Here is a 22121-nt window from a genome sequence, read left to right as displayed (position 1 = left end):
CTGTAGGAGCGAGGCTTGCCCGCGATAAAGGCGCTGCGGTTTTCCTGAATTACCGCGCCGACCATTATCGCGGGCAAGCCTCGCTCCTACAAAGTATGTGGGTTACAGGATGTTGGAGTAATCCGCTTCGATCCGGTCCAGGCTCAAGTGGTTGAGGAAGTTGGAGAAGCACATCCAGGCCGACAACGCGTTCATGTCGCGGAACTGGTCCGGCAGGTACTTGGGCGGCACCACCAGGCCTTCGTCCACCAATTGGCGCAAGGTGCGCATGTCCTCCAGGGTGGTCTTGCCGCAGAACAGCAACGGCACCTGTTCGAGCTTGCCCTTGCGCACGGCCAACTGAATGTAGTTGTAAACCATGATGAAGCCCTTGAGGTAGGACAAGTCCTTGGTGAATGGCAGGCCCGTGGGTATCGAACCGCGGAACACCCGGCTGGCGTTGCCATAGCTTTCGGCCATTTCGAAACCCTGCTCGCGGAAGAACTCGAACACCTGCAGGAAATCCGCCCCCTCCTCCACCATGTGGATGGCGCGGGTGCGGTTGGTCAGCTTGCGCAGGCGGCTCGGGTAGGAGGCGAAGGTGATGATCTCCATCAGGATCGCCAGGCCTTCCTGGGTCACGGTCGACGAGGGCGGGCCCTTGGCCAGGAACGTGCAGATCGGCTGGTTCAGGCCATTGAGGGTGGTGCCGACGTGCACCAGCCCTTCATGCACCTCCAGGGCCCGCACGTCGCGATCGTTGAACAGCGCGTCGGCGCGAATCTTGATGTAGTCGGCGCCCGCCGCGGCATCGGCGACGATACCGTCGGACTCGAAGACCCGGATGGTCTCCTCGGCCTCGCCGAACACCTTGTTCAGCCGGCCCTGCAGCAGGTTGACCGCCTCCTTGGCGCTCAGGGTCTTGGGTTCGTCCTTGAGGTCGCCACGACCGTCGATGTTGTTCAGGTAGTCCGAGAGCATCAGCCCCAGGTCGGAAAGGGTCGGGTCGCCCGCATGGAAAGCATCGGAGGCGGCGCCGTAGAGTTCCTGGGAAATCAGCCCGAAATCCTCGGTGCCCCGGGCCTCGAGCATCCGCACCACCATGCGGTACTCCTTGCACATGCGCCGCATGATCTGCCCGACCGGGTTGAACTGGCCCAGTTGCCGGGTGATGTCGCGCTCGATGTTCTGGAACTCCAGCTTCACCGCGCTGGAATCGAAGGACAGTGGCCGACCGGCGTAATAGTCGCGGTCCACCGCCGGCATTTCCTTGCCCTTGGCCTTGAGGAATCCTTTGCGGATGCTCTCGTCCCATTTCACCGCATCCAGTACCCGGATCGGCGTTTGCGCCAGCACAATGCGATCGGACAAGGTGCGTATCGTCTGCTGGTAATCGTCCACCCCAAACTCCTGTTAAAACGTCTGTACCGCGTTTACTTGCCCGAACGCTGGAAGCGTGCCGCCTCGACGAAGACGTCGGAGTTGGCGGGATCGTCCAGATAGGCAAAGACCTGTGGCAGCGGGCTGTCGATCAGCACGCCGTCGCCGTCCCCGGTTGCGAACGGCGTGCCCTGCAAGGCGTTCTGCCCGCGAGCCTGGTTGATCTGTTCGAGATCGAGCTGGTAGAGCACCAGTTCGTGTTTGTCGGTCAGCTCGAAACCGGCGATGGCGAAATGCCCGCCGAGCGCCTGCGGCAGCGCCGCCGAGAGGTACCAGCGGCTGCCATGGCGAGAAACGGTGAAGGGGTAAGTATCGTGCCGTTGCGGCTGGCCCTTGGCAGAGACAACGGCCTGGTAGCGGTTGGGGCCGACGCGGGTCAATTGCAGGGTGAGCGGTTCGCCCCAGGCATTCTTGCCGGTCCACTTGCCGAGCAATTGCGCGGGCGCGGCCTGGTCGGCCGGCAGGGGTTCCCTGAAGGACACCAGGCAGCCGCCGAGCAACAGGAACGACAAGGCGATCGCGATACGCCAGGCTTTCATTCGACACTCCTATCAGCAGTCGACCCGGGCCCGAGGCCGCCGGCACCAGGCGCGGGACGGCATCACACCGAGTCCAGCACCAGATGCATGTACCGGGTGAGGATACCCAGCATGTCTTCCTCGGCCTGAGGCTCTGGCCCGTTGAGCAGGCCCTGATATTCCATCCGTCCGATTATAGACGTCAACACTTTGGCATCCTGTTGCGGCTCACGGGAACCCAGCACCTGGAAAAACTGGCAGGTGCCCTGCAGCAGGATCTGCTGATGGGAACGCACCAGCAGCGCCAGCCGTGGGTTGAGCAGCGCTTCCTGGCGAAACGCCTGCTCGGCCATCAGGTGCTCGCGGCGATTCTGCAACTGGCGTTGCACGTAGTCGGCGGTCAGGCGGGCAATGTCGTCGGCCAGCTGCGAGCGGGAAGCCGGGCTGCCGTCGCCATAGGCGACCATCTCGCGCAGCAGCCCTTCGTTGTTGGCCCAGAGCTTGGCCATGAAGGCCGCGCTGCGTTCCACGTATTGGGCGAAGGTATCGGTGAGCAGGTCATCGATATCCTTGAAGTAGTAGGTGGTGGCCGACAGCGGCACGCCCGCCTCGGCGGCGACCGCGCGATGACGCACCGCACGCACGCCGTCGCGCACGACAATGCGCATGGCGGCGTCGAGGATATCCTGGCGGCGCTGCTCACTGCCCTGTCGGCTGGCCTTGCGACCCTGGTACTGAACGCTTTCAGCGACCGCAGTGGCAATGCCAACTACCCCTTCTTGAGCCATTGCACGCTTCACGACAGGTCTTCCTCTCACATAAAAAATGAAAAAAGCAGTACGTCAGTTCCACACGGACAATAAAAAGCCGCCTGTAAGCGGCGGCTTTTCATTCAATCCATTTACGCTTGCGGCCGCATGTGCGGGAACAGGATCACGTCGCGGATCGACGGGGAGTTGGTCAGCAGCATCACCAGGCGGTCGATGCCGATACCTTCGCCGGCGGTTGGCGGCATGCCGTACTCCAGGGCGCGAACGAAGTCGGCGTCGTAGTGCATGGCTTCGTCGTCACCGGCGTCCTTGTCGGCCACCTGGGCCATGAAACGCTCGGCCTGGTCTTCCGCGTCGTTCAGCTCGGAGTAGGCGTTGGCGATTTCGCGGCCGCCGATGAACAGCTCGAAACGGTCGGTCACGTTCGGGTTCTCGTCGTTGCGACGGGCCAGCGGCGACACCTCGAACGGGTACTGGGTGATGAAGTGCGGCTGCTCCAGCTTGTGCTCGACCAGCTCTTCGAAAATCATCACCTGCAGCTTGCCCAGGCCTTCGAAGCCGAGCACCTTGGCACCGGCCTTCTTGGCGATAGCGCGGGCCTTGTCGATGTCGTTCAGGTCGTCGGCGGTGATGTCCGGGTTGTACTTGAGGATCGAGTCGAACACCGACAGGCGGGCGAACGGCTCGCCGAAGTGGAACACCTTGTCACCGTACGGCACGTCGGTGGACCCCAGCACCAGCTGCGCCAGCTCGCGGAACAGCTCTTCGGTCAGGTCCATGTTGTCTTCGTAGTCGGCGTAGGCCTGGTAGAACTCCAACATGGTGAATTCAGGGTTGTGACGAGTCGAGACGCCTTCGTTACGGAAGTTGCGGTTGATCTCGAACACCTTTTCGAACCCGCCCACCACCAGGCGCTTGAGGTACAGCTCCGGAGCGATGCGCAGGAACATTTCCATGTCCAGGGCGTTGTGGTGAGTCTCGAACGGCTTGGCCGCCGCGCCGCCGGGAATGGTCTGCAGCATCGGCGTTTCCACTTCCAGGAAGTCACGCTTCATCAGGAAGCTGCGGATGTGGGCGATGACCTGGGAGCGCACGCGGAACGTCTGGCGCACCTCTTCGTTGACGATCAGGTCGACGTAGCGCTGGCGGTAGCGCTGCTCGGTGTCGGTCAGGCCGTGGTGCTTGTCCGGCAGCGGGCGCAGGGACTTGGTCAGCAGGCGCACGTCGGTCATCTCGACGTACAGGTCGCCCTTGCCGGAACGGGCCAGGGTGCCAACAGCTGCGATGATGTCGCCCATGTCCCAGGTTTTCACCGCGGCCAGGGTCTCTTCGGACAGGGTCTTGCGGTTGACGTAGACCTGGATGCGCCCGGTCATGTCCTGGATCACCATGAACGAGCCACGGTTGAGCATGATGCGACCGGCAACCTTGACCGGAATCGCCGCCTCGGCCAGCTCTTCCTTGGTCTTGTCCGCGTACTGTTTCTGCAGGTCGTTGCAGTAGTTGTCGCGGCGGAAGTCGTTGGGGAAGGCCTGACCCTTGGCGCGCTCGGCAGCAAGCTTTTCCTTGCGCAGGGCGATCAGGGTGTTTTCTTCCTGTTGCTGGGCCTGGTCGAGTTGTAGGTCGCTCATGTCTTTAAGATTTCCATCAAGGTTCATTGCCCCTCGCCTGGGGCGAGGGATCGCGGGCCGGTGTCGCGCCTGCACAAGCGCGCCGTGCCCGCGGCACGGGTGTCGCGGCTTACAGCCCGGACTTCAGGCTGGCCACCAGGTATTCGTCGATATCGCCGTCGAGCACCTTGTCGCAGTCGCTGCGTTCGATGTTGGTGCGCAGATCCTTGATCCGCGACGCATCGAGCACATAGGAACGGATCTGGTGACCCCAGCCGATGTCCGACTTGCTGTCTTCCAGGGCCTGGGAGGCAGCGTTGCGTTTCTGCATTTCCAGCTCGTACAACTTGGCCCGCAGCATTTTCATGGCGGTGTCCTTGTTGGCGTGCTGGGAACGTTCGTTCTGGCAGCTGACCACGGTGTTGGTCGGTACGTGGGTGATACGCACGGCCGAGTCGGTGGTGTTTACGTGCTGGCCACCGGCACCGGAGGAACGATAGGTGTCGATCCGCAGGTCCGCCGGGTTGATCTCGATTTCCACCTTGTCGTCGATTTCCGGGGACACGAACACCGCGGAGAACGAGGTATGACGACGGTTGCCGGAGTCGAACGGGCTCTTGCGCACCAGGCGGTGCACGCCGATCTCGGTACGCAGCCAGCCAAAGGCGTATTCGCCCTTGATATGCACGGTCGCGCCCTTGATCCCGGCGACTTCGCCGGCGGACAGTTCCATGATGGTGGCGTCGAAACCGCGCTTGTCGGCCCAGCGCAGGTACATGCGCAACAGGATGTTGGCCCAGTCCTGGGCCTCGGTGCCGCCGGAGCCGGCCTGGATGTCCAGGTAGGCGTTGTTCATGTCCATCTCGCCGCTGAACATGCGGCGGAATTCCAGCTTGGCCAGGGATTCTTCGAGGCGGTCCAGCTCGGCGACCACGTCGCCTACCGCGCCTTCGTCGTTCTCTTCGACGGACATGTCCAGCAGGTCGCGGCAATCGGCCAGGCCACCGGACAGCTCGTCCAGGGTCTCGACGATCTGCGCCAGGGTCGAGCGCTCGCGCCCCAGTTCCTGGGCGTACTCGGGTTTGTTCCAGACGTTCGGATCTTCAAGCTCGCGATTGACTTCGATCAGGCGCTCATGCTTTTGATCGTAGTCAAAGATACCCCCGAATAGTTTCGGAGCGCTCGGACAGGTCCTTGATAGTGTTAAGGATCGGGTTGATTTCCATGGCAGGCAGCACTCGTTGGCGAACTTTTGAAAGCCGGCGAGTATAACGTAATCACGCTGTCGCGGCAGCCCGCCTGGCGGCTTTAGGCCCCCGTGGCGGCGGTTTTTTTCACTCTATCCCCACCTGATTGCGGCCGTTGTGCTTGGCCAGGTACAGGCCCTTGTCGGCAGCCGAGATCAATTGCCGGTAGCTGCTGCTGGGCTGCGGCGTCAGGGTGGACAGACCGATGCTGATGGTCAGGCTGGCCCCTTCGGTCGGCGCGATGTGCGGAATCTTCAGCGCGGCGACGGTCTGGCGCAGCTTCTCGGCCACCAGCCGCGCGCCACCGGGCGACGTATTGGGCAAGACCAGGGCGAATTCCTCCCCGCCATACCGCGCGGGCAGGTCCGACGGTCGGCTGCTGGCATCGCGAATCGCCAGCGCCACCTTGCGCAGGGCTTCGTCGCCCTCCAGGTGGCCGAAGGTGTCGTTGTAGGATTTGAAGTAGTCGACATCGATCATCAGCAGCGACAGCTGGGTCTGGTCGCGCATGGCCCGACGCCATTCCAGCTCCAGGTACTCGTCGAAATGCCGGCGGTTGGACAGCCCGGTCAGCCCATCGGAGTTCATCAGGCGTTGCAGCACCAGGTTGGTGTCGAGCAACTGCTGCTGGCTGACACGCAACGCACGATAGGCCGCATCACGCTGCAACAGGGTCATGTAGGAGCGCGAGTGGTAGCGAATGCGCGCCACCAGCTCGATGTTGTCCGGCAGCTTGACCAGGTAATCGTTGGCCCCGGCCGCGAAGGCCGCGCTCTTGATCAGCGGATCTTCCTTGGTCGAAAGCACGATGATCGGGATGTTCTGGGTCGCTGGGTGGTTGCGGTACTCGCGCACCAGCGTCAGCCCGTCCAGCCCCGGCATCACCAGGTCCTGCAGGATCACCGTGGGCTTGATGCGGATCGCCTGGGCAATGGCCTGGTGGGGGTCGGCACAAAAGTGGAAGTCGATGTTTTCTTCATTCGCCAACCCACGCCGGACAGCCTCACCGATCATTGCCTGGTCGTCGACCAGCAGCACCATCGCAGCATTTTCATCGGTCTTGAAATCGTCGAGCTGTAAATCATTCATGGGTTGTCACCTGAGTTGCTACCTGGCCAGGACAGCTGCGTTTGTCGGTCATTTGGCAAATATCTCCAGCAATCGTGGAGCGATCTTGTCCAGTGGGCGAATCTCTGTGGCGGCGCCGATGGCAGCGGCCGCCTTCGGCATGCCATACACCGCACTACTATTCTGGTCCTGGGCGATGGTCAGGTAACCCTGGTCGCGCATCAGCTTCAGGCCCTGGGCGCCGTCGCGCCCCATGCCGGTCAGCAGTACGCCGACCGCGTCGCCATTCCAGTAACTGGCGACACTTTCAAAAAACACATCGATCGATGGCCGATAGATCTCGTTCACCGGCTCGGCGGTATAGGCCAGGGTGCCGTTCTTCAGCAGCCGGATATGGTGATTGGTCCCGGCCAGCAGCACCGTCCCGCTCTGCGGTGGCTCGCCTTCACGGGCCAGGCGCACCTTGAGCCCGGAGGCGCTGCTGAGCCACTCGGCCATGCCGGCGGCAAAGACCTGGTCGACATGCTGTACCAGCACGATGGCCGCGGGAAAACCGGCCGGCAACCCCTTGAGCAACACTTCCAGCGCCGCCGGGCCACCGGCCGACGAACCGATCGCCACCAGCCCCTGGCGCTGCGCCATGGTCCGCATGGGCACCGGCGCCGAACGCACGCGGCTACCGCGCTGCTGGCCGATCAGCCAGCCGATATTGAGGATCTTGCGCAGCAGGGGCGCCGCCGCTTCCTGCGCGTTGCCGGCCCCCAGGGCCGGCGTATCGACCACATCCAGCGCGCCATGGCCCATCGCCTCGAAGACCCGATGCACGTTCTGCTGGCGATCCACCGTGACGATCACGATCGCGCAGGGCGTTTCGGCCATGATCCGCCGGGTGGCTTCCACGCCGTCCATCACCGGCATGATCAGGTCCATCAGGATCAGGTCGGGCGTCAGCTGGGCGCAGTACTCGACCGCTTCCGCACCATTGGTCGCGACCCACACCACCTCGTGCGCGGGCTCGAACGCCAGGGCGCGGCGCAGGGCCTCCACAGCCATGGGCATGTCGTTGACGATAGCGATCTTCATGCCCGCGCTCCTCCAATCAGCTCCACCACCGCATCCAGCAGGGCGTCGTCATGGAAACTGGCTTTGGCTAGATAATAGTCGGCTCCGGCATCCAGTCCACGGCGCCGGTCTTCCTCGCGGTCCTTGTAGGAAACCACCATGACCGGCAGCGACTGCAGGCGGTTGTCGCGACGCAGGAGTGTGACCAATTCAATCCCATCCATTCGGGGCATGTCGATATCGGTAATCAGCAGGTCGAAGTCTTCCGAACGCAGGGCGTTCCAGCCATCCATGCCGTCGACGGCGACCGCTACGTCATAACCGCGGTTGAGCAAAAGCTTGCGTTGCAACTCGCGCACGGTGAGCGAGTCGTCGACCACCAGGATGCGCTTGCGCGTCATCTCGGCCTGGTGGCGGTTGTGCCGGGCGATACGTTCCAGGCGGCCGGTGTTGAGCAGCTTGTCCACCGAACGCAGCATGTCCTCGACGTCGACGATCAGCACCACGGAACCGTCGTCGAGCAGGGCCCCGGCGGAGATGTCCTGGACCTTGCCCAGGCGGTCGTCCAGCGGCAGCACCACCAGGGTCCGCTCGCCGATGAAGCGCTCCACCGCCACGCCATAGACCGTATCGCGCTCGCGGATCACCACGACCTTGAGTGTGGAATCGTTGTTCTGCCCCGCCGGCCGTTGCAGCAGCTGGCTGGCCGCGACCAGGCCGACATGGCGCCCTTCGTGCCAGAAATGCTGGCGTCCTTCGAGCTGCACAATATCGTCGGGCTCCAGGTCGCACATGCGTTCGATGTGCGCCAGTGGAAAGGCGTAGGCCTCCTCGCCGACCTCCACCACCAGACTGCGTACCACCGACAGGGTCAACGGCACTTCGAGATGGAAACGACTGCCGCGCCCCGCCACCTGCTCCAACTGCACCGCGCCGCGCAGTTGACGCACCATGTGCTGCACCGCGTCCAGGCCGACCCCGCGCCCGGACACCTCGGTGACCTTGTCGCGCAGGCTGAAACCTGGCAGGAACAGGAAGGACAGCAGTTCTTCCTCGCTCAACTGGGCCGCGGTCTCGGCTGGCGACAACTGGCGTTCGACGATGCTCTGGCGCACCCGCTCCAGGTCGACGCCGTTGCCGTCGTCGCTGAGCTCCAGCACCAGCAGCCCGGCCTGGTGGGAGGCGCGCAAACGAATCAGGCCCTCGGCCGGCTTGCCCGCCAGCAGCCGCTGCTCGGGCATTTCGATACCGTGGTCGACCGCGTTGCGCAGCAGATGGGTCAGCGGCGCCTCGAGTTTTTCCAGCACATCGCGATCGACCTGGGTCTTCTCGCCCTCGACCTCCAGGCGCACCTGTTTGCCCAGGCTGCGCCCCAGGTCGCGGACCATCCGCACCTGGCCCACCAGCACATCGGCGAACGGCCGCATGCGACAGGCCAGTGCCGTGTCGTAGAGCACCTGGGCGCGCTGGCTGGCCTGCCAGCCGAACTCGTCCAGCTCGGCGGTTTTCTCGGCCAGCAATTGCTGGGATTCCGCCAGCAGGCGCCGTGCGTCCTCCAGGGCTTCCTGGGCCTCGAGGCCCAGCACCTGCTCCTTGAGGTGGCCATTGAGATTCTCCAGCGCGCGCAAGCCATTGCTCTGCATGCGCTTGAGACGCTGCAGGGTCGCCAGGTAGGGCTTCAGGCGCTGGGTTTCCACCAGCGACTTGCTCGACAGGTCGAGCAGGCTGTTCAGGCGTTCCGCCGTGACCCGCAATACCCGCTCGCCGCCTTCGGCGAGTTTCTTGCCCTTGGCCGCGGCCGCGGGCGCCTCCTGCGGCGTCTCTGGCGGCAACTCGAACGACGGCGGCGCCGGTTCGGGCTCGACAGCCGTCACCGCCATCGGCGGCTCGGCCATCGGCGGCAGGCTCGGCTCGACCCTGGGCAGGACGATGTCCGACGTCGCATCCGTGGAGGCGATCAACTGTTCCATCAGCGCCACATAGGCCGCAATGTCCTGCTCGCCGACCTGGCTGTTGCCCGGCGTGGCGATACGCATCAGGAAGTCGGTGCCTTGCAGCAGCGCGTCGATATGCTCGGGGCGCAGGTACAGCCGCCCCTCCTGGGCTCCGACCAGGCAATCTTCCATCACGTGGGCCACACTGACCCCGGCGTCGATCCCGACGATCCGCGCCGCGCCCTTGAGCGAATGGGCCGCGCGCATGCAGGCTTCCAGGTGGTCGGCCTGGGTCGGGTCGCGCTCCAGCGCCAGCAGACCGGCGCTGAGCACCTGGGTCTGGGCCTCGGCTTCCAGGCTGAAGAGTTCGAGCAGCGAGGCGTCGCGCATTTGATCGGGGGTCATGACAGGCTCCGGGTCACGGCAGACAGCAGCTGCTCTTCATCCAGCCAGCGCAGGCTGCGGCCCTTCCACTGCAGGACGCCCCGGGTGTACTTGGCGCTGGCCGGCTGGCCGGCCCGCAGCGCGGCATTCAGCGTGCGCTCGTCGATGGCATGGATGCCGTCCACCTCGTCCACCGGCACCACCACCGGGCCACCCTGGGCACCGATGATCAACATGCGCGGCATGACTCGCGCGCCCGAGGCTGCGGCGCTGGTCGTGTCCAGCCCCAGCAACTCCACGAGCGACAGGCAGGCCACCAGGGCGCCGCGCACATTCGCCACCCCGAGCAAGGCCCGCGAACGCTGGTGCGGCAGGGAATGGACAGGCTGCTGCGGCGCCACTTCCACCAGGCAGCGAGTGGCGATGCCCAGCCATTCCTCGCCCAGGCGGAACATCAAGATCGAACGGGTGACCACATCGACGTCGGCCTTGGCGGACGCCTGTTCATGCTGTTCCTGCTGCAACGCATAGCGGTCCAGCAGGCGGGTGGCCGCGGCGGAATACACCGAGCAGTTGCGGCAATGCACATGCTCGACCAGCAACGGGCAACTCTTGTCGCCGTGGATACCGATACGGTTCCAGCAATCGTCGATGGCCTGGGCATCTTCGTGGGTCACGTTCAACGAAACAGGGCCGCTCATGATTTACGCTCACTGTCTGCCGCACGGCCGCCGCGGGCCGCGCGTTCCTGCAATCGACGGGCGCCGGCGACGTCCCCCTGGGATGCCAGCAAGGCGGCCAGGTGCACCAGCGATTCGGCGTGCTGCGGGTCCAGGTACAGGGCCTTGCGATAGAAGCCCTGGGCCTCCAGGGCACTGCCCGCGACATCGCTGAGCAGCCCCAGCCAATAGAACACCTGGGCCACCGGCTCATGGCTGGCCAGGTAATGCTCGCAGGCCAGCCGGGCCTCGGCGCTCTTGCCCTCGTTGGCCAGCGCCGCGATGTTAGCCAGCAGGGTCGCGGCATCGCTGGCCGGCGCGGCAGGCGCCGGGGTCGGGCTGGCAGCGGGGCTCGTCGGAACGCTGGCAAACGGCCGAGCGCGCGCGGGCGGCGTAATGCTGCGTACCGGCTGGCGCACCGGCAAGGCGCTCGGCACGAAGGACGGGGTCGGCGGCGCCACGGGCTCCGGCTCGTTATGCCGGCTGAAGGCGAACGACTGGGCGACACCGATCGAACGCATGCCCAGGCGCCCCAGCAGGCTGCCTTCGGCCGGGCCGATGAACAGCACGCCGTCGACGTGAGTCAGACGCTTGAGGACCTCGAATACCTGGCGCTGGGTCGGCTGGTCGAAATAGATCAGCAGGTTGCGACAGAAAACGAAATCGTAGGGCGGTTCGTTGGCCAGCAGGGTCGGGTCCAGCAGGTTGCCCACCTGCAGCCGCACCTGTTCGCGCACGCGCTCGCCCAGGCTGTAGCGATCGTCCTCGGCAGTGAAATGCCGCTCGCGAAAATCGGTGTGCTGGCCACGGAAGGAGTTCTTGCCATACACCGCGCTCCTGGCCCGTTCGATCGAGAGGGGGCTGACATCGAACCCGTCGACCTTGAACTGATGGGGTGCCAGCCCCGCATCGAGCAGCGCCATGGCAATGGAGTAGGGTTCCTCGCCGGTGGAACACGGCAGGCTGAGAATGCGCAACGCGCGCATGCCCTTGAGCTCGGCAAGGCGGGCGAGCGCGAGCCTGGCCAGGGTGGCGAAGGATTCCGGGTAACGGAAAAACCAGGTTTCCGGAACGATCACCGCCTCGATCAGCGCCTGCTGCTCATCGCGCGAGCCCTGCAGGGTCTGCCAGTAATGGTCGGCGCTCGGCGCCTGCTGGGCGATGCTGCGCTGGCGCACCGCGCGCTCGATGATCGCCGCCCCTACCGAGGCCACGTCCAGGCCGATGCGTTCCTTGAGGAAATCGAAGAATCGTTGGTCGCTGCTCATGGCGATTCCCCAAGCAGCGCCAGATCCAGCGGCGGCGAGGGAAACAGCAGGGCACGCACCTGGGCGTCCAGCAGGTCGTCGACCCGCACCCACTGCAGCAGACCCTGGGCGTCTTCATAGACCGGGCCCAGGTAGGGCGCATTGCGGTTATCCAGGCCATAGGCCTTGAAGGCCTGTGGATCGCAACGCAGGGTGTCGGTGGCCTGTTCCAGGATCAGCCCCAGCAACCGCTCGGGCTGCCCGGCCTGCGCACGGTAATGCACCAGCACCAGCCGGGTGCTGGTGCGTTGCTGGGCCGGCTCGCCAAACGTCAGGGCGCAGAGATCGATCACAGGCACCACGGCGCCGCGATGGGCGAACACCCCCGCCACCCAGGCCGGGGCCCGGGGAATCGGCTTGAGTTGCAGCCGCGGCAATACTTCCGCTACCTCGACGGCTTGCAAGGCATAACGTTCGGAACCGATGCGGAACACCAGGAACAGCGCGTTCTTGCGCCCTGCCCCCGCGCCGCGTTTCGCTGCGAGCTCGTTCATCAGACTTTGAAACGCGAGACGCCGCTGCGCAGCCCCACCGCCACCTGGCTCAGCTCATCGATGGCGAAACTGGCCTGGCGCAACGACTCGACAGTCTGGCTGCTGGCATCGCCCAGCTGCACCAGGGCGTGGTTGATCTGTTCGGCACCGGTGGCCTGGGCCTGCATGCCTTCGTTGACCATCAGCACCCGCGGCGCCAGCGCCTGGACCTGATGGATGATCTGCGACAGCTGCTCGCCGACCTGCTGCACCTCGGCCATGCCGCGACGCACTTCTTCGGAGAACTTGTCCATGCCCATGACCCCGGCCGACACCGCGGACTGGATCTCGCGCACCATCTGCTCGATGTCGTAGGTGGCGACCGCGGTCTGGTCCGCCAGGCGCCGCACTTCGGTGGCCACCACAGCGAAGCCGCGGCCGTATTCACCGGCCTTCTCGGCTTCGATCGCGGCGTTGAGCGACAGCAGGTTGGTCTGGTCGGCGACCTTGACGATGGTCACCACCACCTGGTTGATGTTGCCGGCCTTCTCGTTGAGGATCGCCAGCTTGGCGTTGACCAGGTCGGCCGCGCCCATCACCGAGTGCATGGTGTCTTCCATCCGCGCCAGGCCCTGCTGGCCGGAACCGGCGAGCACCGAAGCCTGGTCGGCGGCGCTGGAAACTTCGGTCATGGTGCGCACCAGGTCGCGGGAGGTGGCCGCGATCTCCCGTGAGGTGGCGCCGATTTCGGTGGTGGTCGCCGCGGTCTCGGTGGCGGTCGCCTGCTGCTGCTTGGAGGTGGCGGCAATCTCGGTGACCGAAGTGGTGACCTGGACCGAGGAACGCTGCGCCTGGGACACCAGGGAATTGAGTTCGCTCATCATGTCGTTGAAGCCGGTTTCCACGGCGCCGAACTCGTCCTTGCGCTCCAGGTTCAGGCGGCGGGTCAGGTCGCCCGTGCGCATCACCTCGAGGATCTGCACGATACGGTTCATCGGCGACATGATCGCGCGCATCAGCAACAGGCCGCACAGGCCGGCCACCAGCACGGCCACCAGCAGGGAAACGCCCATGCTGATCTTGGCCGCGGCCACGGCGTCGTCGATCTGCGCCGCCGCCGAATCGGCCACCGCCTTGTTCTCGTCGATGATGTCGTTGAGCTTCATCCGGCCGGTGACCCAGGCGGGGGTCAACTGCTCGTTGAACAGCTTCACCGCGTCGTCTTCCTTGTTGCGCACATGCAGGTCGAGCACGGCGGCCTGGACCTGGAGGAAGTGCTCGTGCAACTTCTCGAACTCATCGAATTCGTTCTGGTCCTGCCGGGTGGTGATGGTGCTCTTGTAGCTGGCCAGGTATTGCCTCAGGCGCAGCTCGAAGCTCTTGAAGTTCGCCTCGTCCTCGGCGGTGATCCCCTGGCCTTCCTTCATGCCGATGAGTTCCTGGGTGTGCAGGTAACTGTCGACCCATGCGCCGCGGATCATGGAACTGAAATAGCTCCCGGGAATGGCATCGGAACGCATGCGCTCTTCACCCGCTTCGATCTTCAGCAGGCGGGAGTACGAGGTTATGACCATCAGCAACATGATGGTGATAATCACCGCAAAGCTCGCCAAAATGCGTTGGCGCAACGTCCAGTTCTTCACAGTCAGTCCTCGGGGCCATTCAAATGGTGGGGAGTATAGCCGAGGGCGTGCCATCCTTAATCAGCGTGTTGCGCACCACGTCTCACTCAGAGCGAAAGGCAGGGTTCACTCCGGACGGCTACTTTCCGTCAGATGAGTCTGACGCCGCCAGTGGCGTTTCGGCAAAATCGGGAGCCATTTCAGCCATCGCAGAGGGCGCACCCGGCATTCGTCCCGACGCGCCCGACAGCCATCAGGCACTGGCCTGGCGAACCTGCTTTTCCAGTTCGAGCTTCAACCCCGGTTCCAGCTTGAGCTGACGCGCCAGCTCATTCAGGTAAGCCTTCTCCATGAAGTTTTCCTCGTCCACCAGCATCACGCTGGCGACGTACATTTCCGCGGCCATTTCCGGCGTGCCGGCGGCCCGTGCCACATCCACCGGGTCCAGGGGCTTGTTGAGCTCGGCGTGCAACCAGCGCTGCAGCTCCTGATCATTGTCCAGGCGGGTGAATTCGCCCTCGATCAAGGCCCGCTCGCGCTCATCGATATGGCCATCGGCCTTGGCCGCCGCCACCAGCGCCTTGAGGATCGCCTGGCTGTGCTGCTCGACCTGTTGCGCAGGCAGGCGGTCGAGAGTCTGCGGCTCGGTCCGGGGTGCACCGGCCTGCTGCGCCTGCCAGTTGCCGTAGGCCTTGTAGGCGATCACCCCCAGTGCCGCCAGGCCGCCGTAGGTCAGGGCCTTGCCACCGAACTTGCGGGCTTTCTTGTTGCCCAGCAGCAAGCCCATGGCCCCGGCGGCCAGCGCGCCGCCACCGGCCCCGGACAACAGGCTGCCCAGCCCGCCGGAATTGCCGCCGAGCAAGCCGCCCAACGCGCCTTTGTCGGCGTCGGAGGCCTTGTTCGGCTGCGCGCCGGCCTTGTTCTGCAACAGCTCCTGGCCGGACTTGAGCAATTGGTCGAGTAATCCACGGGTATTCATACAAACCTCCAGACAGGTGAGTCGAGGGAACAGATAAGGCCACCAGCCTAGATCGAAGTGCCCGGCGCCTGGGTCCGAGTGTGCTTCCAGATGTTGCTTCGCCTCGGGCCATCGAGGTCGTGGACAGCCATTCGATTAAAGCGATATATACTCGAAAACATCGATAAAAGCGCCAGCCTGGTGATTACCCATGATGACCCTGCGCCAGATCCGTCATTTCATCGCCGTGGCCGAGACCGGCTCGATCTCGGCCGCCGCCCAGGCGGTGTTCATCTCCCAGTCGACCCTGACCCTGGCGATCCAGCAACTGGAGCAGGAAATCGGCGTCGGCCTGTTCAACCGCCACGCCAAGGGCATGACCCTGACCCACCAGGGCCACCAGTTCCTGCGCCAGGCGCACCTGATCCTGGCTACCGTCGACAACGCCAAGCGCAGCCTGCAACAGAGCACCGACCAGGTCGCCGGCCAGTTGACCGTCGGCGTGACCAGCCTGGTGGCCGGTTATTACCTGGCGGATCTGCTCACGCGTTTCCAGCGCGCCTATCCGAACGTGGAGATCCGCGTGATGGAGGACGAGCGCCCCTACATCGAACACCTGCTGGTGAGCGGCGAAATCGACGTCGGGGTGCTGATCCTCTCCAATCTCGAGGACCGCCATGCCCTGCAGACCGAAGTCCTGACCCACTCCCCGCACCGCCTGTGGCTGCCGGCCCAGCATCCGCTGCTGGAACACGACAGCATCAACCTGGCGGATGTCGCCCGCGAGCCGCTGATCCAGCTCAATGTCGATGAAATGGACCGCAACGCCCAGCGCCTGTGGTCCGGCGCCGGCCTGCAGCCGCGCGTCACCCTGCGCACCGCCTCCACCGAAGCGGTGCGCAGCCTGGTGGCCGCCGGGCTCGGGGTGTCGATCCAGCCGGACATGACCTACCGCCCCTGGTCGCTGGAGGGCGACATCATCGAGGCCCGGCCCATCGCCGACCTGAGCCAGACCCTCGACGTCGGCCTGGCCTGGCGCCGCGGCACGGCCCGGCCGGCGCTGGTCGACCCGTTCCTGACCGTGGCGCGCGAGCAGCCCCATGGCGGACGCAAGCCATCTATTTAATCGAACGCCGCTTTCAGTATTTGGTATTTGTCCAGTGCAAGCCCCGCGACTAGTCTCATGCCACTCCATGCAGAAGGCCGGGCTTGCGTCACAGGAGAGCCCATGGCCCGACAAGAAAAGAGAGCCCGGAACATGACTGGCGCGCAGCCCCCGATGCCCACCGCGTTGTTGATCGACGGCGAACTCGTTGCCGGCCAGGGACGGGTCGAGCCCATCCTCAACCCCGCCACCGGCGACGTGCTGGGGCACATTGCCGAAGCCAGCACCGAACAGGTGGAAAGCGCGATCCTCGCGGCCCATCGCGCCTTTGCCAGCTGGTCGCGGACCACGCCGCAGCAGCGCGCCACCCTGCTGCTGGGCATCGCCGACGCCGTGGAACGGCAAGCCGACCATCTGGCCCGCCTGGAATCACTGAACTGCGGCAAGCCGCTGCACCTGGCGCGCCAGGACGATCTCGGCGCCACCGTCGACGTCTTCCGTTTCTTTGCCGGCGCCGTGCGCTGCCAGACCGGCCAGCTCGCCGGCGAGTACCTGCCGGGCTACACCAGCATGGTGCGGCGCGACCCGATCGGCGTGGTGGCCTCGATTGCGCCGTGGAACTACCCGATCATGATGGCCGCCTGGAAGATCGCCCCGGCCCTCGCCGCCGGCAACACCCTGGTATTCAAGCCTTCCGAGCACACCCCGCTGTCGATCCTGGCCCTGGCGCCGACCCTGGCCGAGCTGCTGCCGCGCGGCGTGCTGAACATCGTCTGCGGCGGTGGCGAAGGCGTGGGCAGCCATCTGGTGAGCCACCCGAGGGTGCGCATGGTGTCGTTGACCGGGGATATCGTCACCGGGCAGAAGATCCTCCAGGCCGCCTCGAAAACCCTGAAGCGCACGCACCTGGAGCTAGGCGGCAAGGCGCCGGTGATCGTCTGCGACGATGCCGACCTGCAAGCCGTGGTCGAAGGCGTGCGCACCTACGGCTATTACAACGCCGGGCAGGATTGCACCGCCGCTTGCCGGATCTATGCCCAGGCCGGGATCCACGACCGGCTGGTCGCCGAACTCGGCAGCGCTGTCGCCAGCCTGCGCTTTGCCGGCAAGCGCGACGCCGACAACGAGATCGGCCCACTGATCAGTACCCGCCAGCGCGACCGCGTGGCCAGCTTCGTCGAACGCGCCCTGGGCCAGCCACATATCGAACGGGTGACCGGCGCCGCGGTGCATTCGGGCCCCGGCTTCTATTACCAGCCGACCCTGCTGGCCGGCTGCCGGCAACAGGATGAAATCGTCCAGCGCGAAGTGTTCGGACCGGTGGTCACCATCACCCGTTTCGACGACCTGCCCCAGGCGGTGGATTGGGCCAACGACTCGGAATACGGCCTGGCCTCGTCGGTCTGGACCCGCAACCTGGACAAGGCCATGCAGGTGGCGGCCCGCCTGCAATACGGCTGCACCTGGATTAACAGCCATTTCATGCTGGCCAGCGAAATGCCCCACGGCGGCCTGAAGCGTTCCGGCTACGGTAAGGACCTGTCCAGCGATTCGCTGCAGGACTACAGCGTGGTGCGGCACATCATGGCGCGCCACGGCAATGACCTCGAATAAATAACGGCACTAAGCTGATAACAAGCCCCCAAGGCGCGCTCCACCACGTTCGACTGCCCCGACCATAATTTGAAGAAGAGGGTTTCCCCATGTCCGTGCACAAGACCGCACTGCTCAGTGCAATCACCACCGCCCTGCTGGCCAACGCCAGTATCCAGGCCGCCGAACCGCTCAAGGCTGTCGGCGCCGGCGAGGGACAGCTGGATATCGTGGCCTGGCCCGGCTACATCGAACGTGGCGAAAGCGACAAGAACTACGACTGGGTGAGCGGTTTCGAGAAGGAGACCGGCTGCAAGGTCAACGTCAAGACCGCGGCCACCTCCGACGAGATGGTCAGCCTGATGGCCAAGGGCGGCTACGACCTGGTCACCGCGTCCGGCGACGCCTCCCTGCGGCTGATCGCCGGCAAGCGCGTGCAGCCTATCAATACCGCGCTGATCCCCAACTGGAGCGGCCTCGACCCGCGCCTCAAGGACGCGCCCTGGTACGTGGTCGACCGGCAGGTCTATGGCACCCCCTACCAGTGGGGCCCGAACGTGCTGATGTACAACACCAGCGTCTTCAAGCAGGCGCCGACCAGCTGGGGCGTGCTGTTCGACGCCCAGGACCTGCCGGACGGCAAGCCCAACAAGGGCCGCGTGCAGGCCTATGACGGGCCGATCTACATCGCCGACGCCGCGCTCTACCTCAAGAGCGCCAAGCCGGAGCTGGGGATCCAGAACCCCTACGAGCTGACCGAGGCCCAGTACAAGGCGGTGCTCGACCTGCTGCGCGCCCAGCAGCCGCTGATCCACCGCTACTGGCACGACACCACGGTGCAGATGAGCGACTTCAAGAACGAAGGCGTGGTGGCCGCCAGTTCCTGGCCGTATCAGGTCAATGGCCTGGTCAACGAGAAACAGCCGATCGCCTCGACCATCCCCAAGGAAGGCGCCACGGGCTGGGCCGACACCACCATGCTGCACAGCGAGGCCAAGCACCCCAACTGCGCCTACAAGTGGATGGACTGGTCGCTCAAGCCCAAGGTCCAGGGCGACGTCGCCGCCTGGTTCGGTTCGCTGCCGGCGGTGCCGGCGGCCTGCAAGGCAAGCGAGCTGCTGGGCGCCGAAGGCTGCAAGACCAACGGCTTCGACCAGTTCGACAAGATCGCCTTCTGGAAAACCCCGCAGGCCGAGGGGGGCAAGTTCGTGCCCTACAGCCGCTGGACCCAGGACTACATCGCGATCATGGGCGGTAGATAAAAGTCATTCCGGTAGCGGCTATGCGTCGATCAACCGCGCCCGGGCAGTGCTCGCATCCTCGCGTACCGACGTACGCTGCGGCTGCCGCGCGCTGGCCGGCCCCGGCTGATCGCCGCTCGCGACGCGCCCCGAACGACTTTCCCAGCCAGGGTTTTGCCAAAGGCCAAGCTGGTTTGCGCATGACTGATTATCTGAAGTTCAGGCTGGGCCGCTGCGACGGCCCTGGCTTTTCCGGAGCCCCGCACCATGACGCTTGCAGTCCAGTTCACCAACGTTTCCCGGCAGTTCGGCGAGGTGAAGGCCGTTGATCGGGTGTCCATCGATATCCAGGACGGCGAGTTCTTTTCCATGCTCGGCCCTTCCGGCTCGGGCAAGACCACCTGCCTGCGCCTGATCGCCGGCTTCGAGCAGCCCAGCGCCGGCTCGATCCGCATCCACGGCGCCGAGGCCGCCGGCCTGCCGCCCTACCAGCGCGACGTCAACACCGTGTTCCAGGACTACGCGCTGTTCCCGCACATGAACGTGCGCGACAACGTCGCCTACGGCTTGAAGGTCAAGGGCGTGGGCACGCGCGAACGCCACGGGCGCGCCGAGGAAGCCCTGGCCATGGTCGCCCTGCAAGGCTATGGCGAGCGCAAGCCGGCGCAGTTGTCCGGCGGCCAGCGCCAGCGCGTGGCCCTGGCCCGGGCCCTGGTCAATCGCCCGCGGGTGCTGTTGCTCGACGAACCGCTGGGCGCGCTGGACCTGAAGCTGCGCGAACAGATGCAGGGCGAGTTGAAGAAGCTGCAACGCCAGCTCGGCATCACCTTCATCTTCGTCACTCACGACCAGACCGAAGCGCTGTCGATGTCCGACCGGGTGGCGGTGTTCAACCAGGGCCGCATCGAGCAGGTCGACAGCCCGCGCAACCTGTATATGCGGCCGGCGACCGCTTTCGTCGCCGAGTTCGTCGGCACCTCCAACGTGATTCGCGGCGAGCTGGCCGCCCAGCTGAACGGCAGCCCCCAGCCCTTCTCGATCCGCCCGGAACACGTGCGCTTCGCCGAAGGCCCGCGGGCCGGCCACGAGATCGAAATCAGCGGCTTGCTGCACGACATCCAGTACCAGGGCAGCGCCACCCGCTACGAGCTGCGCCTGGACAACGGCCAGGCCCTGAACATCAGCCAGGCCAACGACCAGTGGCAGGACGTCGCCGTCCCCTACCAGACCGGCCAGCGCCTGACCGCGCGCTGGGCTCGCGAGGCGATGATCCCGCTGAGCGACACCGCCGCGAGCGGGGTGTGAGATGAACAGCCTGGCGATCGCTCCGACCAGCCACGGCGGCTCACCGCTGCGGCGCTTTGCCAACCTGCTGTACCGGCGGCCGAACCTCTACCTGTCGCTGCTGCTGGTGCCGCCGCTGATCTGGTTCGGCGCGATTTACCTGGGTTCCCTGCTGACCCTGCTCTGGCAAGGCTTCTACACCTTCGACGACTTCACCATGGCGGTCACCCCGGACCTGACCCTGGGCAACTTCGCCGCGCTGTTCCAGCCGTCGAACTTCGACATCATCCTGCGCACCCTGAGCATGGCCATCGCCGTGTCGATCGCCAGCGCCCTGGTCGCCTTCCCCATCGCCTACTACATGGCGCGCTACACCAGCGGCAAGACCAAGGCGTTTTTCTACATCGCGGTGATGCTGCCGATGTGGGCCAGCTATATCGTCAAGGCCTACGCCTGGACCCTGCTGCTGGCCAAGGGCGGCGTCGCCCAGTGGTTCGTCCAGCACCTAGGGCTGGAGCCGCTGCTGCAAATGGTGCTGGGCATTCCCGGGGTCGGCGGCAGCACCCTGTCGACCTCGCACCTGGGGCGGTTCATGGTGTTCGTCTACATCTGGCTGCCGTTCATGATCCTGCCGATCCAGGCCTCCCTGGAGCGCCTGCCGCCGTCCCTGCTGCAAGCCTCCGCGGACCTCGGCGCCAAGCCGCGCCAGACCTTCATGCAGGTGATCCTGCCGCTGTCGGTGCCGGGCATCGCCGCCGGCTCGATCTTCACCTTCTCCCTGACCCTGGGCGACTTCATCGTGCCGCAACTGGTGGGCCCGCCCGGCTACTTCGTCGGCGGCATGGTCTACGCCCAGCAGGGCGCGATCGGCAACATGCCGATGGCCGCCGCATTCACCCTGGTGCCGATCGTGCTGATCGCCCTTTACCTGTCCATCGTCAAACGCCTGGGGGCCTTCGATGCGCTCTGATACAGCAAGCCATGCAGAAAAAGCGTCGCTGGGCCTGCGCATCGCGGCGTGGGGCGGGCTGGTCTTCCTGCACTTCCCGATCCTGATCATCTTCCTCTACGCCTTCAACACCGAGGACGCGGCCTTCAGCTTTCCGCCCCAGGGCTTCACCCTGAAGTGGTTCAGCGTGGCCTTCGCCCGCCCCGACGTGCTGGACGCCATCCAGCTGTCGCTGCAGATAGCGGCCATCGCCACCCTGATCGCCCTGGTGCTCGGCACCCTGGCTTCGGCCGCGCTGTACCGCCGCGAGTTTTTCGGCAAGCAGGGCATTTCGCTGATGCTGATCCTGCCCATCGCCCTGCCGGGGATCATCACCGGCATCGCCCTGCTGGCGACCTTCAAGACCCTGGGCATCGAGCCCGGGATGTTCACCATAGTCGTCGGCCACGCCACCTTCTGCGTGGTGATCGTCTACAACAACGTGATCGCCCGCCTGCGCCGCACCTCCCACAGCCTGATCGAGGCCTCGATGGACCTCGGCGCCGACGGCTGGCAGACCTTCCGCTACATCGTCCTGCCGAACCTCGGCTCGGCCCTGCTGGCCGGCGGCATGCTGGCGTTCGCCCTGTCGTTCGACGAAATCATCGTCACCACCTTCACCGCCGGCCATGAACGCACCCTGCCCCTGTGGCTGCTCAACCAGTTGAGCCGGCCGCGGGACGTGCCGGTGACCAACGTCGTCGCCATGCTGGTAATGCTCGTGACCATGCTGCCGATTCTCGGCGCCTACTACCTGACCCGCGGCGGCGAAAGCGTCGCCGGCAGCGGTGGCAAATGAAACCCGCTTGGGCCCGCTCG

The 22121-nt window shown here is 65.1% G+C and carries 19 protein-coding genes; 6 read left to right on the top strand and 13 right to left on the bottom strand.

Annotated elements, in window-relative coordinates; all coding sequences use genetic code 11:
* Window positions 1-102: 102 nt before the first annotated feature.
* The 13 genes from TO66_RS05730 to TO66_RS05670 form a co-directional block, all read right to left on the bottom strand.
* Entirely contained in the window at window positions 103-1380 is a 1278-nt protein-coding gene (locus tag TO66_RS05730; RefSeq protein ID WP_044461419.1) for a flavohemoglobin expression-modulating QEGLA motif protein, read from the bottom strand.
* Window positions 1381-1412: 32 nt separating this feature from the next.
* A complete protein-coding gene (locus TO66_RS05725) occupies window positions 1413-1958 on the bottom strand; it encodes a hypothetical protein (RefSeq protein ID WP_044461418.1) in 546 nt (181 codons plus the stop codon).
* A 62-nt stretch (window positions 1959-2020) separates the two neighbouring features.
* Entirely contained in the window at window positions 2021-2737 is a 717-nt protein-coding gene (locus TO66_RS05720) for a TetR/AcrR family transcriptional regulator (protein ID WP_171820075.1), read from the bottom strand.
* Between the two features lie 101 nt (window positions 2738-2838).
* Window positions 2839-4338, bottom strand: coding sequence for a lysine--tRNA ligase (gene lysS, locus TO66_RS05715; protein ID WP_044461416.1), 1500 nt, complete (start codon window positions 4336-4338; stop codon window positions 2839-2841).
* Between the two features lie 109 nt (window positions 4339-4447).
* Window positions 4448-5543 (bottom strand): peptide chain release factor 2 gene (gene prfB / locus TO66_RS05710; protein ID WP_156162040.1). Its coding sequence is split into 2 segments (ribosomal slippage): window positions 4448-5470 and window positions 5472-5543, totalling 1095 coding nucleotides; the frame shifts between segments, so codons are not numbered across the junction.
* Window positions 5544-5651: 108 nt separating this feature from the next.
* On the bottom strand, window positions 5652-6653 hold the full coding sequence (locus tag TO66_RS05705) for a PleD family two-component system response regulator (RefSeq protein ID WP_044461414.1): 1002 nt from the start codon (window positions 6651-6653) through the stop codon (window positions 5652-5654).
* A gap of 48 nt (window positions 6654-6701) precedes the next feature.
* Window positions 6702-7715 carry a chemotaxis response regulator protein-glutamate methylesterase gene (locus TO66_RS05700; protein WP_044461413.1) on the bottom strand — a complete coding sequence of 338 codons (1014 nt, stop codon included), beginning with the start codon at window positions 7713-7715 and terminating at the stop codon, window positions 6702-6704.
* Window positions 7712-10033: a hybrid sensor histidine kinase/response regulator gene (locus TO66_RS05695; RefSeq protein WP_044461412.1), complete on the bottom strand. Its 2322-nt coding sequence runs from the start codon at window positions 10031-10033 to the stop codon at window positions 7712-7714. The genes TO66_RS05700 and TO66_RS05695 overlap by 4 nt, the downstream gene beginning before the upstream one ends.
* On the bottom strand, window positions 10030-10713 hold the full coding sequence (locus TO66_RS05690; protein ID WP_044461411.1) for a chemotaxis protein CheW: 684 nt from the start codon (window positions 10711-10713) through the stop codon (window positions 10030-10032). The genes TO66_RS05695 and TO66_RS05690 overlap by 4 nt, the downstream gene beginning before the upstream one ends.
* The gene (locus tag TO66_RS05685; protein WP_044461410.1) at window positions 10710-11999 is read right to left on the bottom strand and encodes a protein-glutamate O-methyltransferase CheR; all 1290 of its coding nucleotides are present in this window, start codon (window positions 11997-11999) and stop codon (window positions 10710-10712) included. Before TO66_RS05685 ends, TO66_RS05690 begins: the two co-directional genes overlap by 4 nt.
* Window positions 11996-12532, bottom strand: coding sequence for a chemotaxis protein CheW (locus tag TO66_RS05680; RefSeq protein WP_044461409.1), 537 nt, complete (start codon window positions 12530-12532; stop codon window positions 11996-11998). Before TO66_RS05680 ends, TO66_RS05685 begins: the two co-directional genes overlap by 4 nt.
* Window positions 12532-14154 carry a methyl-accepting chemotaxis protein gene (locus TO66_RS05675; protein ID WP_044461408.1) on the bottom strand — a complete coding sequence of 541 codons (1623 nt, stop codon included), beginning with the start codon at window positions 14152-14154 and terminating at the stop codon, window positions 12532-12534. The genes TO66_RS05680 and TO66_RS05675 overlap by 1 nt, the downstream gene beginning before the upstream one ends.
* A 232-nt stretch (window positions 14155-14386) precedes the next feature.
* Entirely contained in the window at window positions 14387-15112 is a 726-nt protein-coding gene (locus tag TO66_RS05670) for a tellurite resistance TerB family protein (RefSeq protein ID WP_044461407.1), read from the bottom strand.
* Window positions 15113-15302: 190 nt separating this feature from the next.
* Between TO66_RS05670 and TO66_RS05665 the strand changes: the two genes are divergently transcribed.
* The 6 genes from TO66_RS05665 to TO66_RS05640 all read left to right on the top strand — a co-directional run bounded on the left by TO66_RS05665 (window position 15303) and on the right by TO66_RS05640 (window position 22101).
* Window positions 15303-16217: a LysR family transcriptional regulator gene (locus TO66_RS05665; RefSeq protein WP_044461406.1), complete on the top strand. Its 915-nt coding sequence runs from the start codon at window positions 15303-15305 to the stop codon at window positions 16215-16217.
* A 102-nt stretch (window positions 16218-16319) separates the two neighbouring features.
* A complete protein-coding gene (locus TO66_RS05660; protein ID WP_044461405.1) occupies window positions 16320-17810 on the top strand; it encodes a gamma-aminobutyraldehyde dehydrogenase in 1491 nt (496 codons plus the stop codon).
* 89 nt (window positions 17811-17899) lie between these two features.
* On the top strand, window positions 17900-19051 hold the full coding sequence (gene ydcS, locus TO66_RS05655) for a putative ABC transporter substrate-binding protein YdcS (protein WP_044461404.1): 1152 nt from the start codon (window positions 17900-17902) through the stop codon (window positions 19049-19051).
* Window positions 19052-19297: 246 nt separating this feature from the next.
* Complete coding sequence (locus TO66_RS05650) at window positions 19298-20335, top strand: ABC transporter ATP-binding protein (protein WP_044461403.1); 1038 nt, start codon at window positions 19298-19300, stop codon at window positions 20333-20335.
* Window position 20336: 1 nt separating this feature from the next.
* Window positions 20337-21284 (top strand): ABC transporter permease, encoded by a 948-nt coding sequence (locus TO66_RS05645; protein ID WP_044461402.1) that lies wholly within the window; start codon window positions 20337-20339, stop codon window positions 21282-21284.
* Window positions 21274-22101, top strand: a complete 828-nt coding sequence (locus tag TO66_RS05640; RefSeq protein ID WP_044461401.1) for an ABC transporter permease — start codon at window positions 21274-21276, stop codon at window positions 22099-22101. Before TO66_RS05645 ends, TO66_RS05640 begins: the two co-directional genes overlap by 11 nt.
* The last annotated feature ends 20 nt before the right edge of the window (window positions 22102-22121 follow it).

The sequence above is a fragment of the Pseudomonas sp. MRSN 12121 genome, assembly GCF_000931465.1.
In the GTDB taxonomy this organism is placed as follows: domain Bacteria; phylum Pseudomonadota; class Gammaproteobacteria; order Pseudomonadales; family Pseudomonadaceae; genus Aquipseudomonas.
This window is presented reverse-complemented; position numbering and strand designations above follow the sequence as displayed.

Bases quoted from the DNA above. Each gene is read 5' to 3' on its own strand.
- TO66_RS05725 (WP_044461418.1), bottom strand. From the start codon at position 1,958: ATGAAAGCCTGGCGTATCGCGATCGCCTTGTCGTTCCTGTTGCTCGGC.
- lysS (WP_044461416.1), bottom strand. From the start codon at position 4,338: ATGAGCGACCTACAACTCGACCAGGCCCAGCAACAGGAAGAAAACACC.
- TO66_RS05705 (WP_044461414.1), bottom strand. From the start codon at position 6,653: ATGAATGATTTACAGCTCGACGATTTCAAGACCGATGAAAATGCTGCG.
- TO66_RS05700 (WP_044461413.1), bottom strand. From the start codon at position 7,715: ATGAAGATCGCTATCGTCAACGACATGCCCATGGCTGTGGAGGCCCTG.
- TO66_RS05695 (WP_044461412.1), bottom strand. From the start codon at position 10,033: ATGACCCCCGATCAAATGCGCGACGCCTCGCTGCTCGAACTCTTCAGC.
- TO66_RS05690 (WP_044461411.1), bottom strand. From the start codon at position 10,713: ATGAGCGGCCCTGTTTCGTTGAACGTGACCCACGAAGATGCCCAGGCC.
- TO66_RS05685 (WP_044461410.1), bottom strand. From the start codon at position 11,999: ATGAGCAGCGACCAACGATTCTTCGATTTCCTCAAGGAACGCATCGGC.
- TO66_RS05680 (WP_044461409.1), bottom strand. From the start codon at position 12,532: ATGAACGAGCTCGCAGCGAAACGCGGCGCGGGGGCAGGGCGCAAGAAC.
- TO66_RS05670 (WP_044461407.1), bottom strand. From the start codon at position 15,112: ATGAATACCCGTGGATTACTCGACCAATTGCTCAAGTCCGGCCAGGAG.
- TO66_RS05665 (WP_044461406.1), top strand. From the start codon at position 15,303: ATGATGACCCTGCGCCAGATCCGTCATTTCATCGCCGTGGCCGAGACC.
- TO66_RS05660 (WP_044461405.1), top strand. From the start codon at position 16,320: ATGGCCCGACAAGAAAAGAGAGCCCGGAACATGACTGGCGCGCAGCCC.
- ydcS (WP_044461404.1), top strand. From the start codon at position 17,900: ATGTCCGTGCACAAGACCGCACTGCTCAGTGCAATCACCACCGCCCTG.
- TO66_RS05650 (WP_044461403.1), top strand. From the start codon at position 19,298: ATGACGCTTGCAGTCCAGTTCACCAACGTTTCCCGGCAGTTCGGCGAG.
- TO66_RS05645 (WP_044461402.1), top strand. From the start codon at position 20,337: ATGAACAGCCTGGCGATCGCTCCGACCAGCCACGGCGGCTCACCGCTG.
- TO66_RS05640 (WP_044461401.1), top strand. From the start codon at position 21,274: ATGCGCTCTGATACAGCAAGCCATGCAGAAAAAGCGTCGCTGGGCCTG.